General features: G+C 60.9%; 10 protein-coding genes. 7 read left to right on the top strand and 3 right to left on the bottom strand.

Annotated elements, in window-relative coordinates; genetic code table 11:
* The first annotated feature begins 56 nt into the window (after positions 1-56).
* From AQ621_RS02635 to AQ621_RS02625, 3 genes are all read left to right on the top strand, one after another.
* Positions 57-4,931, top strand: coding sequence for an NAD-glutamate dehydrogenase (locus AQ621_RS02635; RefSeq protein ID WP_058340147.1), 4,875 nt, complete (start codon positions 57-59; stop codon positions 4,929-4,931).
* A gap of 65 nt (positions 4,932-4,996) precedes the next feature.
* Positions 4,997-6,055 carry a class I SAM-dependent methyltransferase gene (locus AQ621_RS02630; RefSeq protein WP_058340146.1) on the top strand — a complete coding sequence of 353 codons (1,059 nt, stop codon included), beginning with the start codon at positions 4,997-4,999 and terminating at the stop codon, positions 6,053-6,055.
* Positions 6,042-7,178: a class I SAM-dependent methyltransferase gene (locus AQ621_RS02625; protein WP_227508203.1), complete on the top strand. Its 1,137-nt coding sequence runs from the start codon at positions 6,042-6,044 to the stop codon at positions 7,176-7,178. Before AQ621_RS02630 ends, AQ621_RS02625 begins: the two co-directional genes overlap by 14 nt.
* A 33-nt stretch (positions 7,179-7,211) precedes the next feature.
* Here AQ621_RS02625 and AQ621_RS02620 read toward each other — a convergent pair whose 3' ends face one another.
* Positions 7,212-7,832: a riboflavin synthase gene (locus AQ621_RS02620; RefSeq protein WP_058340145.1), complete on the bottom strand. Its 621-nt coding sequence runs from the start codon at positions 7,830-7,832 to the stop codon at positions 7,212-7,214.
* Between the two features lie 104 nt (positions 7,833-7,936).
* Between AQ621_RS02620 and AQ621_RS02615 the strand changes: the two genes are divergently transcribed.
* The 4 genes from AQ621_RS02615 (at position 7,937) to AQ621_RS02600 (ending at position 11,179) form a co-directional block, all read left to right on the top strand.
* Complete coding sequence (locus AQ621_RS02615) at positions 7,937-8,614, top strand: TetR/AcrR family transcriptional regulator (protein WP_058340439.1); 678 nt, start codon at positions 7,937-7,939, stop codon at positions 8,612-8,614.
* A gap of 68 nt (positions 8,615-8,682) precedes the next feature.
* Entirely contained in the window at positions 8,683-9,171 is a 489-nt protein-coding gene (locus tag AQ621_RS02610) for a L,D-transpeptidase (protein ID WP_022988770.1), read from the top strand.
* A 23-nt stretch (positions 9,172-9,194) separates the two neighbouring features.
* Positions 9,195-10,406, top strand: a complete 1,212-nt coding sequence (locus AQ621_RS02605; protein ID WP_058340144.1) for a mechanosensitive ion channel family protein — start codon at positions 9,195-9,197, stop codon at positions 10,404-10,406.
* Entirely contained in the window at positions 10,403-11,179 is a 777-nt protein-coding gene (locus AQ621_RS02600) for an S-methyl-5'-thioinosine phosphorylase (RefSeq protein ID WP_058340143.1), read from the top strand. Before AQ621_RS02605 ends, AQ621_RS02600 begins: the two co-directional genes overlap by 4 nt.
* Here the strand turns inward: AQ621_RS02600 and AQ621_RS02595 are convergent.
* The gene (locus tag AQ621_RS02595) at positions 11,160-11,921 is read right to left on the bottom strand and encodes a peptidoglycan binding protein CsiV (protein ID WP_264753796.1); all 762 of its coding nucleotides are present in this window, start codon (positions 11,919-11,921) and stop codon (positions 11,160-11,162) included. The two genes, AQ621_RS02600 and AQ621_RS02595, sit on opposite strands and share 20 nt — an antisense overlap.
* A 20-nt stretch (positions 11,922-11,941) precedes the next feature.
* A complete protein-coding gene (gene mfd / locus AQ621_RS02590; protein WP_058340141.1) occupies positions 11,942-15,484 on the bottom strand; it encodes a transcription-repair coupling factor in 3,543 nt (1,180 codons plus the stop codon).
* Between the last annotated feature and the right edge of the window lie 57 nt (positions 15,485-15,541).

The raw sequence follows: 15,541 nt of genomic DNA, 5'->3' as shown, positions 1-15,541 counted from the left end.
TGCTTATGTGACGATACCGTGATTACGTTTCTTTCACACAAAACCAGAGGTTGGATATGAATGCGCTGACAATTGCCAGCAAGGATCAGTTTTTCGAGCAACTGGCTGAAGCATTCGCAGACAAGCTTGCGAAAACCGAAGCCAGGAAGGTTGTAGAGTTCGCCAAGCAGCATTACGCCCACAGTCCCCTGGAAGAGCTTGTCAGCCGGCGCTTCTCGGACACCTATGGCGCGGTACTGGCGGCCTGGCAGTTCCTGCAGAAGCGCAGCGCAGAGGAAACCCCGGTTACCGTATTCAATCCGGACCTGGAAAGTGACGGCTGGCAGTCTACCCACTCGGTTATTTTTATCCTGCATCCGAACATTCCGTTTCTGATTGATTCCCTGCGCATGGCCATCAACCGCCGGGAAATCGGTACCCACTCCATCCAGCATTCGATTCTGCAGGTGGAGCGAGACGGTAACGGCAAGCTGAAGAAACTGCATTCGGCCAAGAAGTCGTCTGCGGCCTCCTACGAAGCATTGATCGTTCTGGAAATCGATCGCCACAGCGATCCGGCAGACCTGCGGGGCCTGGAAGAAACCCTGCAATCGGTGCTGCACGAAGTGCGCATTGCCGTGGGCGACTTCCCGATTGTGAAAGACAAGGTTAGTGAAATCCTGGGCGAACTGGATGCCACCACCGCCGGTATTAGCGAAGAAGACAAGGAAGAAGCCCGGGCGTTTCTGGGCTGGCTCACCGAAGACCATTTTACCTTCCTGGGCTATGACGAATACGACTTCGTTAAAGAAAAGCAGGGCATGGCCGTGCGCCGGGTGGAAAACTCCGAGCTGGGCATCTTCCGGGTAAACAACGAACGCCCGGACAAGGTTCGCCTGAACGAACTGCCCCAGCGCACCCGCCATGAGATGACCCGCACCGACGACATCTTCATCTTCGCGAAGTCGGCCCAGCGTTCGCGGGTGCACCGCCCGGCCTACCCGGACTACATCGCGGTGAAGAAGTTCAACAGCAAGGGTGAAGTGGTGGGTGAGCGCCGCTTCCTGGGCCTTTACACCGCACGGGTATACAACGAGCGCCCGGACGAAATTCCATTGCTGCGCCGCAAATTCCAGACCGTCATGAAACGCTCCGGTTTCATGCGCACGGACTACGCCGGCAAGGAACTGGAACAGATTCTCACCCTGTACCCCCGTGACGAACTGTTCCAGATTGAAACCGAAGAACTGCTGCGGGTCGCCAAGAGCATTCTGTACATCCAGGAGCGGCGGCGCATTGAGTTGTTCATGCGGGAAGATGTCTATGGCCAGTTTGTTACCTGCCTGGCGTTCTTCCCCCGGGACATCTACAACACCGAGCTGCGCCTGAAGGTCGAGCAGGTGTTGCTGGAGCGCCTGGAAGCGGAAGACATCGAGTTTGTTACCCACTTCTCCGAATCGCCACTGGCCCGGGTGCAGTTCACCATCCGCGTGCCCCAGGTGGAGAACCGGCAGCTGCCGCTGGCGGAAATCCGCGACCGGGTGATCGAGCTGGCCCAGTCCTGGAGTGAAGGCCTGGCCGAGGCCCTGCACGAAGCCTATGGTGAGGAGCGCGGCAACGAGTTCTACCGGGTATGGGCGGCTGGTTTCCCGGCCAGCTACACCGAGATGTTCTCGCCCCGTCGCGCCGCCATCGACCTGGACCACATTACCAAGGCGGCCAGCGCCGATGACCTGGCCATGAGTTTCTACCGGGCGCTGGAAGAAGACGACAGCACGCTGCACTTCAAGCTGTTCTACCCGGACGAGCCGCTGCCGCTGTCGGATGTGATGCCCATCTTCGACAACCTGGGCTTCCGGGTTATTGGTGAGCATCCGTTTGAAGTGATCGACCGCACCGGCAAAACCGTGTGGATTCACGACTTCACCCTGCAGGCCCATTCCGGTGGCGTGGATATCCACCGTATCCGGCCCATTTTCGAAGAGCTGTTCCGCCGCGTCTGGCACACCGAGGCAGAAAACGACGCCTTCAACCGGTTGCTGTTGTCGTCTTACATGAGCTGGCGCCAGATTGCCCTGCTGCGCACCTACGCCCGCTACATGCGGCAGATCCGGTTCTCTAACAGTCAGACCTTTATTTCCAATACCCTGGTCAACCACGAGAACCTGACCCGGATTCTGCTGGAATACTTTGAAATCCGCTTCAACCCGGATCGCTACAAGAGCCCGGGCAAGAGTGAAGCGGCCCAGAAAAAGCTGGAAATCGAATTTAACGCCGGCCTGGAAGAGGTGGAAAACCTCAGTGAAGACAGGGTGCTGCGGCTGTATCTGGAGCTGATGCAGGCCACCCTGCGTACCAACTACTACCAGCCGGACGCCGAAGGCCAGCCCAAGCCATACATCAGTGTGAAGTTCGACCCCACGCGCATTCCCGACATGCCGCTGCCCATGCCCATGTTCGAGATCTTCGTGTACTCGCCCCGGGTGGAAGGCGTGCACCTGCGTGGTGGCAAGGTGGCCCGTGGTGGCCTGCGCTGGTCTGACCGCTTCGAGGACTACCGCACCGAGATCCTGGGCCTGGTAAAAGCCCAGCAGGTGAAGAACGCGGTGATTGTGCCGGTGGGCGCCAAGGGCGGCTTCGTGGCCAAGCAACTGCCGGATCCGTCTGACCGGGAAGCCTTCCAGGCTGAAGGCATTGCCGCCTACAAAACCTTTATCCGTGGCCTGCTGGACATCACCGACAACCTGGTGGATGCCGGCATACAGCCGCCGGCGCGGGTAATCCGCCACGACGAAGACGACCATTACCTGGTTGTAGCCGCCGACAAGGGCACCGCGACCTTCTCCGACATTGCCAACGGCCTGGCCGCCGAATACGGCTTCTGGATGGGCGATGCCTTCGCTTCCGGTGGCAGCAACGGCTACGACCACAAGAAGATGGGTATCACCGCCCGGGGCGCCTGGGTATCGGTTGAACGCCATTTCCGCGAAATGGGCATTAACCCGGCGGAAGACGAGTTTACCGCTATCGGCATTGGCGACATGGGCGGCGACGTGTTCGGTAACGGCCTGCTGTGTTCCGAGAAAACCCGCCTGGTTGCGGCCTTCAACCACATCCATATCTTTATCGACCCGGAACCGGATGCGGCGAAGAGCTACAAGGAGCGCAAGCGCCTGTTCGAAATGCCCCGTTCAGCCTGGACCGATTACGACACCAAGCTGATCTCCAAGGGCGGGGGTGTGTTCAGCCGGAACGCCAAGTCGATCCCGGTCAGCCCGGAAATGAAAAAACTGCTGGGCATCAATGCCGACCGCATGCCGCCGAACATGCTGATCAGCCACATCCTGAAGTCCGAAGTGGACCTGCTCTGGGTGGGTGGTATCGGCACCTATGTGAAGGGTGCTGAAGAAACCCATGCCGACGTAGGCGACAAGGCTAACGACGGCCTGCGGGTGAACGGTAAAGACCTGCGCTGCAAAGTGGTGGGCGAGGGCGGTAACCTGGGCTTCACCCAGCTGGGCCGTATTGAATACGCCCTGAAAGGCGGCCGGCTGAACACCGACTTCATCGACAACTCCGGTGGGGTGGATTGTTCAGACCACGAAGTGAACATGAAAATCCTGCTCAACCGTGCCGTGGCCATGGGTGATCTCACCGCCAAGCAGCGCAACGTGATGCTGGAAGAGATGACCGACGATGTCTCGGCCCTGGTGCTGAAGAACAACTACCGGCAAACCCAGGCCATCAGCATTGCCAGTGCCGATACCGCGCCAAGGCTGGAAGAATACCGCCGTTTGATGAACACCCTGGAAAGCGAAGGCAAGTTGAACCGGGGGCTGGAATTCCTGCCCGACGACGAGGCCCTGGCCGAGCGCAAGCTGGCCAAGAAAGGCCTGACCCGGCCGGAGCTGTCGGTACTGATTTCCTACGTGAAGGGTGACCTGAAGCAGACCCTGATCGCCAGCACTCTGCCGGATGATCCGCTGCTGGCCGGCGAAATGTACAAGGTATTCCCGAAGGAACTGAACAAGAAGTTCTCGAAGGAGCTGGGCGAGCACCAGTTGCGGCGGGAAATCATCGCTACCCAGATTGCCAACGACATGGTCAACCACATGGGCATTACCTTTGTGGAGCGCCTGAATCAGTCGACCGGTGCCGATGCTGCATCCATTGCCCTGGCCTGGATCATCGCCCGGGATGTGTTCCGGATCGACAACTGGTGGGACCGCATCGAGGCGCTGGACTACCATGTGCCCGCCAAGCTGCAGATGGAGCTGATGCAAGACCTCATGCGCCTGATGCGCCGTGCCGTGCGCTGGCTGCTGCGTAACCGCCGTGCCGAGCTCAATATCCAGAGCCACATGGAGCGGTTTGCCGACAGCGTATGGGCGATTACCTCCAGCCTGCCGGACTACCTGGGCGACCAGGCTCGCAGCAACTGGGAGCAACGCCACGCATACCTGGAAGAATCCGGCTTGCCGAAAGACCTGGCCTCGGTACTGGCCGGCACCGGTTACCTGTACTCGTCGCTGGGCATTATCGAATCCCAGGAGGCCACCGGCCTGCCGCTGAAAACCGTGGCTAACCTGTACTACGACCTGGGCGATCGCCTCGACCTGACCTGGTTTGCCAACTCCATTGCCGCGCTCACGCCCAACTCTCATTGGCAGGCACTGGCAAGGGAAAGCTTCCGGGAAGACCTGGACTGGCAGCAACGCGCCCTGACCACCGGCGTCCTGCGCCTGGCGGGTAAGGCCGGCAAGGTGCCCGAGAGTGTGGCAGCCTGGGAGCAGAAGCACCAGCACATGATCGAGCGCTGGAGTGCCATGCTGGCGGAGCTGAAGAGCGTGCGGGAGCCGGAATACGCCATGTTCTCCGTTGCCCTGCGTGAGCTGCTGGACCTGGCCCAGAGCACCATGCACCAGAATACGGACAGCGACGGCAGTATCTGAGGCTTGCGTTATGCTGTTGATTCCCGTTCAATTCCGCGCGGGAATCAACCGCAAAGGCAGGATTTATGGCGCAGCTACAAACCAACACACACGACGTTCTGCTCCGGAATGCCGAACTGCTGACCGGCAAGGTGGCCCTGCTGGGCGTATCCGAGCCGGCGCTGCTGGCCCATTGCCCGCAACCCGGGCTGGCCATGAGCGAACACGCCGGTGTGTATGAACAGCTGTGCCAGCATGCAAACTGGCAAGCCTGTTTCGGCTATCAGTGCAACGACCAGGACGCCGGGAGTTTCGACACCCTGGTCATCTTCCTGCCCAAGGCCCGGGCGGAACTGGAATTACGCCTGGCCATGGCACGCTACCTGGGCCGCGAAGGCGCCAGCCTGGTTCTGGTGGGCGAAAAGAAAGAAGGCATCGCCGGAGCCGTCAAACAGTTTACCGCCATGGTGGCCGACGCACTGAAAGTCGACAGTGCCCGCCACTGCCAGGTGTGGACCGGCACCAACCACCAACCCCTTTCCCGTTTTGAGCTTACCGACTGGTTGCGCTGGACGCAGGTTTCCTGTGCCGGCGTAAGCCTTGAAGTAGCCGGCCTGCCCGGTGTGTTCAGCGAAGGGGAGCTGGATGCCGGCACCCGGATGTTGCTGGAAACCCTGGAACAAACCCCGCTGAAAGCGGACAAGGTGCTGGACTTTGCCTGTGGCGCCGGCGTGATCGGCAGCTGGCTGCAAGGCTACCGCCGCGAGCAGGGCCTGCCCCAGGGTGTGGTAGACGGTGTGGATGTCCAGGCCCAGGCGGTTGCCTGCGCCCGGGAAACCTACGCCCGGGCCGGCGCGGAAGGCCAGATCTACGCCTCCGATGGCCTGGCCGGCATTCAGGGCCGGTGGCCGGCGGTGGTCACCAATCCGCCGTTTCACAGTGGCGTGAAAACCGATACCTCCATGACCGAACAGTTCCTTCGGGAAGTGGCCGCCCATCTGGCCCCCAGGGGCGAGGTGCGGCTGGTGGCCAACAGCTTCCTGCCCTATGAGTCCATTATCCAGCGCTTTATCGGGCCGGTCGAGAAGCTGGCCCAGGATCGCCGTTTTACCGTTTACAGGGCTTTCAATCGTGCCATCCGCTGAAGTACTGCCGCTGACTGCCGGTAACCTGAAGCTCAGCCGCCCCGGCGCCGAGCCTGGCCTGCGGGCCTGGGATGCGGCGGACGAGTTGCTGCTGGCAGAAGCCGGTAACCGGCTGGCGGACAGCCCCCGCGTGCTCGTGGTAGACGACCAGTTCGGGGCGCTCACGCTTGGGCTGGCCCAGGCCCACGGGCCGGTAACCAGCGTGGCCGACAGTGCAGTCCTGCCGGATGCCCTCGACCATAACACCCGGCTTAATCCCGGCATTGCCAGGCCGGCGCTGCTGCACAGCTGGCTGAACCCGCCGGAGGGGCCGTTTGACCTGGTGGTATTGCGCATTCCCCGCCATGGCGCCTATCTGGGCTGGTTACTGCGCTGGGTAAACTCCGTGCTGGCAGACAACGGCTGTTTGCTGGCTGGCGGCATGATCAAGCATTTGCCGGACCGCAGCGTGGATGTGTTTGCCGAAGCCGTGGTTACCGAAACGGTACTGCCGGCCCGTAAAAAGGCCCGGGTAGTGGTCTGCCGCAAAGGGCAGGCGCAACTGCAGGGCTGGGCTGAAAGCTGGAAAGGTTACCCGCAGGAGGGTCTGCCGGCGCCGGTAGAGGCATTACCGGCTGTCTTTGCCCGGGACAAGCTGGACATCGGCACCCGGGAGCTGCTGCCGCTGGTGGGCCCTGCCGTTGCCGGGCTGAAGCCTGGCGCGCGGGTGCTGGACCTGGCCTGCGGCAATGGCGTGCTGGGCTTGACGGCACTGGCTTGTGGCTCTGATATCACGGTGGATTTCAGCGATGTGTCCAGCCAGGCCATTGCCAGCGTGCAGCATAATCTGGGCGCCTGTGGTTACCGGGCCGGACAGTGCCAGCACAGTGACGGAATCCGGGAAGGAGCCGCGCAGTACGACCTGATTTTGCTGAACCCGCCGTTCCATGAAGGCGGTGTGGTGGGGGATTACATTGCCCTGCGACTGTTCCGGGACGCCGCGAAGCACCTGGTACCGGGCGGGCGAATGCTGATGGTGGGCAACCGCCACCTGGGGTACCACAAGTCCCTCAAGCGCTTCTTTGGCAAGGTAGAGCAGCGGGCGGCAAGCCCGCGCTTTGTGGTGTTCGAAGCGGCGCCCTGAGCGACGCTGTTAACCGCGGTTAATCGGCTGCAGTTAAAGGGTAGGGGCAGGGCGGTCGTAACCCAGCCGGGCCAGGGTATCGACGATGGTCTGGGTCTGGCTGTCGATCTCGATGTTCACTGACTGGCCCTGTTCGGCCGTACCGAAGGTCGTGGCCCGCAGGGTTTCCGGAATCAGGTGAACGTTAAAGCGGTTACCGGTGACCTCGCCAATGGTCAGGCTGGCGCCGTTGATGGCGATATAGCCTTTCGGGAACACATACTTCATCCAGCTCTCCGGCACCTCGAACCACAGGGTGACGTTGTTCTCTGTGCGGATAATCTCGGCCAGAACCGCAGTGGTATGCACGTGGCCGCTGAGCAGGTGGCCGCCAATCTCGTCACCAATGCGGGCTGCCCGTTCAAAGTTTACCGAATCCCCTTCGGCCAGGTTGCCCAGCGTGGTCAGCCTCAGGGTTTCCTGCATGGCATCAAAGTACAGCAGGTCGCCGTCTTGGCGGGTCACCGTCAGGCAGGTGCCGTTTATCGCCACCGAGGCGCCGATGGTTACACCCTGCACCTTGGCTTCCGGAAAGCGCACCACCAGTGTGTTCAGCCCCGGTGCCTTGATGACTTCCGCAATGGTGGCCACCCCCTGAACGATACCTGTAAACATCACGAATCTCCTGAACGGTTGCAGTCATGCCAAGGTATGCTTGACACGGCGGGGTGTCAAACGTATGTTTCAAACAGACGTTTGTTAGAGGCATGGATAACAAAATGGCGCAGTCAGATACCGTAGACCGCATACTTGATGCTGCTGAAGAGCTTTTTGCCGAGCGTGGTTTCTCGGAAACGTCCCTTCGCATGATTACCAGTAAGGCTAAAGTAAATCTGGCCGCTGTCAATTACCACTTTGGTTCAAAGAACGCGCTGATTCACGCGGTTTTCGCGCGTTTTCTGACGCCTTTCTCCGCAACTCTCGAGACTGCGTTCGACGAACTGGAAGCAAAGTGTGACGGCAAACCGGCTACCCTGAACCAGACCCTCTGGGCGCTCACGGAAAGTGCTGTGCGCATGCCCCAGCGTAACGAAAAAGGTATTTCCATTTTCATGCGCCTGCTCGGGCTGGCCTACACCCAGAGCCAGGGCCACCTGCGCAAGTTCCTGGAGCAGGAATACAGCGAGCCGTTCAGTCGTTTCATGCGTCTTCTGAAAGAGGCCACCCCTGAGTTGTCCTCGGTAGACCGCTACTGGCGCATCCAGTTCATGCTGGGAGCCACCGCCTTTACCATGTCCAGCAGCGATGCCCTGATCGACATCCTGGAAAACAAGCTGGGTGTGCACACCACGGTTCAGGAAATTGCCGCGCGCCTGGTGCCGTTCCTGGCGGCCGGCATGACCGCACCGGACAAAATGCTGGTTTCTGCCCCGGCCCGGCCCGCGCCGGTTGCCTGAGTTCCCCCGCCTCGGTTAGGCTTCCCTCTGGTTTCCGGCCGGAGGGAGCTTCCCTTTTGAATACCCCCTTGCCCCCCGGGGCTTATCTGACCATTGATATCGCCAGCCAGGTGCTAACGGTGTGTGCTGCTGATGGCAGCGCGCTGGACCGTTACCCCATATCTACCGCCCTGAACGGACCGGGTGAGCAGGATAGCAGCGGCTGCACCCCCCGGGGCGAGCACTACATCCGCGCGCGCATCGGCGAAGGCCAGCCGCTGAATACGGTCTTTCGGGGCCGTCGGCCCACCGGTGAGATATACTCACCACAACTGGCCGCTGAACACCCTGATCGGGACTGGATACTGACCCGTATACTCTGGCTTTGTGGCCGGGAGTGGGGGCGCAACCGTGGCCCCGGGGTGGATTCCTTCCGGCGCTTTATCTACATTCACGGCACCCCGGATACCGAACCCATGGGCGAGGCCCTGTCCCACGGCTGTGTGCGGATGAGAAACACCGACATCGCCGAACTGTTTGCGCGGGTAAGGGCCGGCACCCGCGTTGTTATTGGATGAACTGACAGACTCAGAGGAACACAATGATTGGTCAAATGCTGGCTTTGATGAATGGCTGGATCGAAAAATTCGGCTTGCTGTCAGACGGGTGGCGTGCGGGCGTCCTGATATTCCTCCTGGTCCTGGGCACGGCCACCGCTGCCTTTATAGTCAGCCGGTTAATTCTGGCCGTCGAGAACAAGTTCAAGTCGACTAAAAACAAATGGGATGATGCCTTCCTGCATGCTGCCCGCCGGCCCATGGTGGCGTTTGTCTGGCTGCAGGGTGTGTACTGGGCAGCCGAGGTGGCCCATCACTTCAGCGACGCGGAAGTCTTCAAGGCCAACGGCACGGTGCTGCAGATCGGCTTTGTCTGGGTGCTGGTCTGGTTCCTGTTCGGCCTGGTGAAGGAAATCGAAAAGGTCCTGACCTCGCCCATCAAAATGCGCAAGCCGATGGATTACACCACGGTGAACGCCATCAGCAAGCTGTTGCGCGCGGTTATTATCATCACCGCGGTGCTGACCGCCCTGCAGACACTGGGTTTCAGTATTTCCGGGGTTCTGGCCTTTGGTGGTGTGGGTGGTATCGCGGTCGGCTTTGCCGCCAAGGACCTGCTGGCCAACTTCTTTGGCGGCTTCATCATTCACCTGGACCGTCCGTTCAAGGTCGGTGACTGGATCCGCTCGCCGGACCGTAATATTGAAGGCACCGTGGAGCACATTGGCTGGCGCCTGACCACCATTCGCACCTTCGACAAGCGGCCCCTGTATGTGCCCAACGCGGTATTCACCACCATCGCGGTGGAAAACCCGTCCCGCATGACCAACCGCCGTATCTCTGAAACCATCGGCATTCGCTATGCCGATGTACACTCCATGCAGAAGATCGTGGAAGAAATCCGCGAGATGCTGAAAAACCACGAAGAAATCGACAGCAACCAGACCCTGATTGTGAACTTCCTGGCGTTCAATGCCTCATCGCTGGATATCATGCTGTACACCTTCACCAAGACCACCGAATGGGTGCGCTTCCATGAGATCAAGGAAGATGTACTGCTGAAGGTCAGCGACGTTATCGAATCCCATGGTGCCGAGATTGCCTTCCCGACCCGCACCTTGCATTTGCCGGACGGTGTCAGGCTCAGTGGCGAGGCCAGGGAACAAGGTGAAGCGCGCAGTGAGGGTGGCAAAGAAGCCGCGGAATCCCGTGGCGAAAGCGAGCAGGGCGGACAACCAGCAGGAGACAAGGCATGACCGCAAGCACCAACCCGGTCGGGATTATCGGCGGTACAGGCCTGACCAGTCTGAGTGACCTCGAAATTGTTGGCGACGAAACCGTCCGCACCCGTTGGGGCGAGGCCTCAGACAAGCTGGTGCATGGCCGGCTGGGTGACCAGGCCGTGGTGTTCCTGGCCCGCCATGGTAACCCGCACCGCATTCCGCCCCACCAGGTGAACTACCGCGCCAACCTGCAGGCACTCTACGACGCCGGGGTGCGAACCGTGGTGGGAGTGAATGCCGTGGGTGGTATCCACAAGGCCATGGGGCCGGCCCATGTGGTGGTGCCAGACCAGGTGATTGATTACACCTGGGGGCGGGCCAGCACCTTTTTTGAGGGCGAGCTGGAGCATGTTACCCACATTGATTTCACCTACCCGTATGACAAGGAAGGCCGGCAGTTGCTGATTGATGCCGCCCGGGGGCTGAAGCTGGATTTCTCGGATTTCGGAGTCTACGCCGCTACCCAGGGGCCAAGGCTGGAAACCGCGGCCGAGATCAGGCGACTCGAGCGGGATGGCTGTGACCTGGTGGGAATGACCGGTATGCCGGAAGCCGTGCTGGCTGCCGAGTTGGGGATGCGTTACGTGTGCCTGGCCCTGGTGGTGAACTGGGCGGCCGGAAAGTCCGACCACATCATTACCATGGAAGAAATCGACCAGGCCATTGACCAGGGCATGGCAGGCGTGAAGACAGTCCTGGAGCGGTCAATGGCCGGCCTGGGCCAGCTTAGCCCTCGATCTTCCTGAAGAACACCAGCACGCCAATGGTGGGGGAATCGATAAAGTGGATTTCCTGACTGCGCATACGGCGGGTTTCGCGAATCCAGGTAATCAGTTCCAGCGGTGCCGGTTCTGCGGCAACCGGGCGGGTAGCCAGCTCAGCAACCTGGTCACCAGCGCTGTATTCGTTTGAGCCCGCTTCATCGGCCTGGGCTTCGGCTTCCGGCACTACCATCACCGGCTCCGGCCGTTCACCTTCCTGCCAGTGGTTCAGGTGTACCTTCACGTGCAGGTAACGCTGGCGGTCGATTTCGATAAGGCCTTCCACGGCGCGCTCGCCGGCCCCGCCAAGCCATTTGCCTACGGCGACCCGCATGGGGCGGCCGTTATAGTTGGGCGGAAACGTCTGATACCAGCCGGCGGTGGCCAGAACCCGGTAGTTGCCGCTGTTTTCCAGGCGGGCGGCAGCCTGGTTCAGGTACAGTTCGTTGCGGGCAGCCAGCCGGACATCGGAAGCCCGGTTGCCGTTGGCGTCTTCCACCCACAGAGAGCGGATACCGCTCAGGGGTGGCTCCACCGGCATGCCGGCCATCTGCTCTTCAAGGGCAGAGGGGTCTACCAGCCGTTCGACAATCACCACTTCTGCGCGGTAAAAATCATCCGGTGTCTGGGCCAGGGCCTTGCCGGCTGGCACCAGTACGAATGCCAGGGCCAGTGCAGCAGTCAAAGCCTGCTTGAAACAGAGATCGCGTGCTTGCAAGTGTGTCACTCCAGCTGATTCGGGTTGGCTCAGGCTTTCTTTGCCGGCGCCGGCTTGCTCTGCTCCGGCCCGAGTTCCATGAGCATGGCTGAGATGGCGTCGAGTTTACCACTGGTTGAATCATCATTCAGCCGGAAGCGGAAGCTGTTGGCCCCTTCCAGTCGGTAGGTGTCCGGTGCGGATTGCACTTTTTTAACCAGTACCAGCGGGTCCACCGGCGTGCTTGCGCCGAACTCCAGGCGCACCCATTCCTTGCCGGCGTCCACTTTTACAATGCCCAGGGCGTCTGCTTTCAGGCGCAGGCGGGTCTGGTTCACCAGGTTCTTTGCCGGTTCCGGTAATAATCCGAACCGGTCAATCATCTCAACCTGAAGTTCTTTTAATTCTTCTTCGTTCTGCACACTGGCGATGCGCTTGTACAGCATCAGCCGGTTGTGCACATCCGGCAGGTAGTCGTCGGGAATCAGCGCCGGAATGCGTAGGTTCATCTCGGTGCCATGGCTCAGGGGCAGCTCCGCATTGGGTGTGCGGCCCTCGCGGATGGCTTTTACCGCTTCGTCCAGCAGCTGCATGTACAGAGTGAAGCCGATGCTTTCAATCTGCCCGCTCTGTTCCTCGCCCAGCAACTCGCCCGCGCCCCGGATCTCCAGGTCGTGGGTGGCCAGCATGAAGCCGGCGCCCAGGTCCTGGGCTTCGGAAATGGCATCCAGCCGTTTTTTCGCGTCGGTGGAAATGCTCTTGGGCGGTGGCGTCAGCAGGTAGGCGTAGGCCTGGTGGTGGGAGCGGCCAACCCGGCCCCGCAGCTGGTGCAGCTGGGCCAGGCCGAATTTATCCGCCCGCTCGATGATAATGGTGTTGGCACTGGGAATGTCGATGCCGGTTTCCACAATGGTGGTACACACCAGCACGTTGAAGCGCTTGTGGTAGAAGTCCGACATGATCTGTTCCAGCTGGCGCTCGCGCATCTGGCCGTGGGCCACACCTACCCGGGCTTCGGGAATCAGCCGGCGCAGGTCTTCGGCGGTTTTCTCGATGGTCGAGACATCGTTGTGCAGGAAGTACACCTGACCACCGCGCAGGATTTCCCGCAGAATGGCTTCTTTTACCATGGATTCGTCGCGCTGGCGCACAAAGGTTTTCACCGACAGCCGGCGGGCCGGCGGGGTGGCAATAATCGACAGGTCCCGCAGATGGCCCATGGCCATGTTCAGGGTCCGGGGGATGGGCGTGGCGGTGAGGGTAAGCATGTCCACCTCGGCCCGCAGGGACTTCAGCTTTTCTTTCTGCTGAACGCCGAACCGGTGTTCCTCGTCGATAATCACCAGCCCCAGGTTCTTGAACTTGATATCGCCCTGCAGCAGCTTGTGGGTGCCGATGACAATGTCGGCCCTGCCTTCTTCAATGGCGGCAATGGCCTTGGTGGTCTGGGCGCCGCTGCGGAAACGGCTGAGCAGCTCCACGGTCACCGGGGTGTCAGAAAACCGGTCCCGGAAAGACTCATAATGTTGCTGCGCCAGCAGGGTAGTGGGTACCAGCACCGCCACCTGCTTGCCGGACCAGGTGGCCAGGAAAGCGGCACGCATGGCGACCTCGGTTTTCCCGAAGCCGACATCGCCACACACCAGGCGATCCATGGGGCGCTCGCCGGTCATGTCTTCGAACACGGATTGAATCGCTACCTGCTGGTCTGGTGTTTCCTCGAACGGAAAGCCGGCGGCAAAGGCCCGGTAGGCTTCTTTCGGGTCTTCGAACTGGAAGCCCTTGCGGGCTTCGCGGCGGGCGTAAACATCAAGCAGCTCGGCGGCGGTATCGCGGATTTTCTCCAGGGCCTTCTGCTTGGCATTGCTCCAGCGGTCGGTGCCCAGCTTGTGCAGGGGGGCGTGTTCTTCGTCGGTGCCGGCGTAGCGGGAAATCAGGTGCAGGCTGGATACCGGCACGTACAGTTTCGAGCCGCCGGCGTATTCGAGCATCAGGAATTCATCGGCCTGGCCGCCGGCGGTAATGGTTTCCAGGCCTTTGTAGCGGCCAACCCCGTGGTCGATATGCACAACCGGCGAGCCGATGCGCAGTTCGGACAGGTCCCGGTAACCGTGGTCGTCTACCTCGGTGGGCTTCTCGCGCCGCCGGCGCTGCAATGCCCGCTCGCCAAACAGGGCAGTTTCGGTAATCAGCGCCAGGTTTTGCTCCGGCAGCACCATGCCCTGTTCCATGGGGGCAATGGTAATGGCCAGGGTGGCGTCGGATTTCTCCAGAAACTCCTGCCAGCCAGTGACGGTGGCCAGTTTCAGTTTGTGGTCACCCAGGTTTTCGATCAGTGCTTCCCGCCGGCCGGAGGATTCGGCACAGATCAGTACCCGGCCGGGAAACTCCTTGATGAACCGTTTCAGTCGTCCGGCGGGGTCCGCCGCCCGTCCGTCCATGGCAACATCCGGCAGGGCTTCGGCGTGGCAGTTGGCGCTGCCGGCACCCTCAACCGGATCCGGGGCGCAGGTTACCCGGGGGTAGGGTTTAAGCTGGCCGAACACCTCGTCTTGCTGCAGGAACAGCTCCGAGGGCAGCAGGATAGGCCGCAAACGGTCATGGCGGCGGTCTTCGTGCCGGGCCCGGGTTTCGGCATCAAACGCCGCAACGGCATCGTTCAGGCCGTCGGCCGTGAACACCAGGGTAGAAGCCGGCAGGTAATCGAACAGGGTGGCGGTTTCGTCAAAAAACAGCGGCAGGTAGTACTCGATGCCCGGCGGGGTAATGCCGTTGCTGACATCCTGGTACACCGGAGCCTCTTTATCGGCATTCGGGAAATGCTCGAACCAGCGGTTGCGGAAGCCGGAGCGGGCATCCTTATGCCATGGGAATTCATGGGCCGGCAGCAGTTCGATCTGCTCGATGCGGTCGATAGAACGCTGGGTTTCCGGATCGAAGGTGCGCAGGGTTTCGATTTCATCATCGAACAGGTCAATCCGGTAGGGCAGGTTGGAGCCCATGGGATAGATGTCCAGGATCGCTCCACGTACCGCGTATTCACCATGCTCGTACACGTTTTCGGCGTGGTGATAGCCGGCGGCTTCCAGTTGCATGCGCCAGCTGTCGATATCCAGGTTCTGGCCGACTTTCAGCAGCAGGGTGTTGCCCTGCAGGTAGCTGGGGGGTGCCAGCCGGTGCATCAGGGTGCGGGCCGGGACCACCAATATGCCGTGCCGGGTAGATGGCAGGCGGTGCAGGGTGCGGATTCGTCGGGAGGTGATGTCCTGGTGTGGCGAGAATAAATCGTAGGGCAGGGTTTCCCAGTCTGGCAGTGACAGCAGTTCCAGCCCGTCTTCGGTGATGGCGGCGCCGTCTTCTTCCGGTGGCAGGTTCAGGAAGAACCGGATGGCCTGTTCCAGCCGGATGGCGTCATCGGTGCTGCGGGTGATCACCAGGGTCAGACCTTTATGGTCCCTCGCGCTTTCGCAGATGGCCAGGGCGTCGCTGCAACCGGCCAGCTGCCCCCACTTTCGGTGGTCTGACGGTTTTTCCGGCGCCACGGGCGCAATAAGGGCGGTGGCAGTAAAGGAGCGGGCGGAACCTTGGGGCATGGGCTGGCAAATCTCCTGGGTTGGCGCATCGGAAGCGAAAGCGGCCGCTATTCTAGC

This window comes from Marinobacter sp. P4B1 (genome assembly GCF_001447135.1).
In the GTDB taxonomy this organism is placed as follows: Bacteria; Pseudomonadota; Gammaproteobacteria; order Pseudomonadales; family Oleiphilaceae; genus Marinobacter; species Marinobacter vinifirmus.
The sequence above is the reverse complement of the archived record's forward strand: the minus strand, read 5'-3'. Positions and strand labels throughout refer to the sequence as shown.

What these genes read in the sequence shown, in the direction of transcription:
- AQ621_RS02635 (WP_058340147.1), top strand. Translation starts at nt 57, where the DNA reads ATGAATGCGCTGACAATTGCCAGCAAGGATCAGTTTTTCGAGCAACTG.
- AQ621_RS02630 (WP_058340146.1), top strand. Translation starts at nt 4,997, where the DNA reads ATGGCGCAGCTACAAACCAACACACACGACGTTCTGCTCCGGAATGCC.
- AQ621_RS02620 (WP_058340145.1), bottom strand. Translation starts at nt 7,832, where the DNA reads ATGTTTACAGGTATCGTTCAGGGGGTGGCCACCATTGCGGAAGTCATC.
- AQ621_RS02615 (WP_058340439.1), top strand. Translation starts at nt 7,937, where the DNA reads ATGGCGCAGTCAGATACCGTAGACCGCATACTTGATGCTGCTGAAGAG.
- AQ621_RS02605 (WP_058340144.1), top strand. Translation starts at nt 9,195, where the DNA reads ATGATTGGTCAAATGCTGGCTTTGATGAATGGCTGGATCGAAAAATTC.
- AQ621_RS02600 (WP_058340143.1), top strand. Translation starts at nt 10,403, where the DNA reads ATGACCGCAAGCACCAACCCGGTCGGGATTATCGGCGGTACAGGCCTG.
- mfd (WP_058340141.1), bottom strand. Translation starts at nt 15,484, where the DNA reads ATGCCCCAAGGTTCCGCCCGCTCCTTTACTGCCACCGCCCTTATTGCG.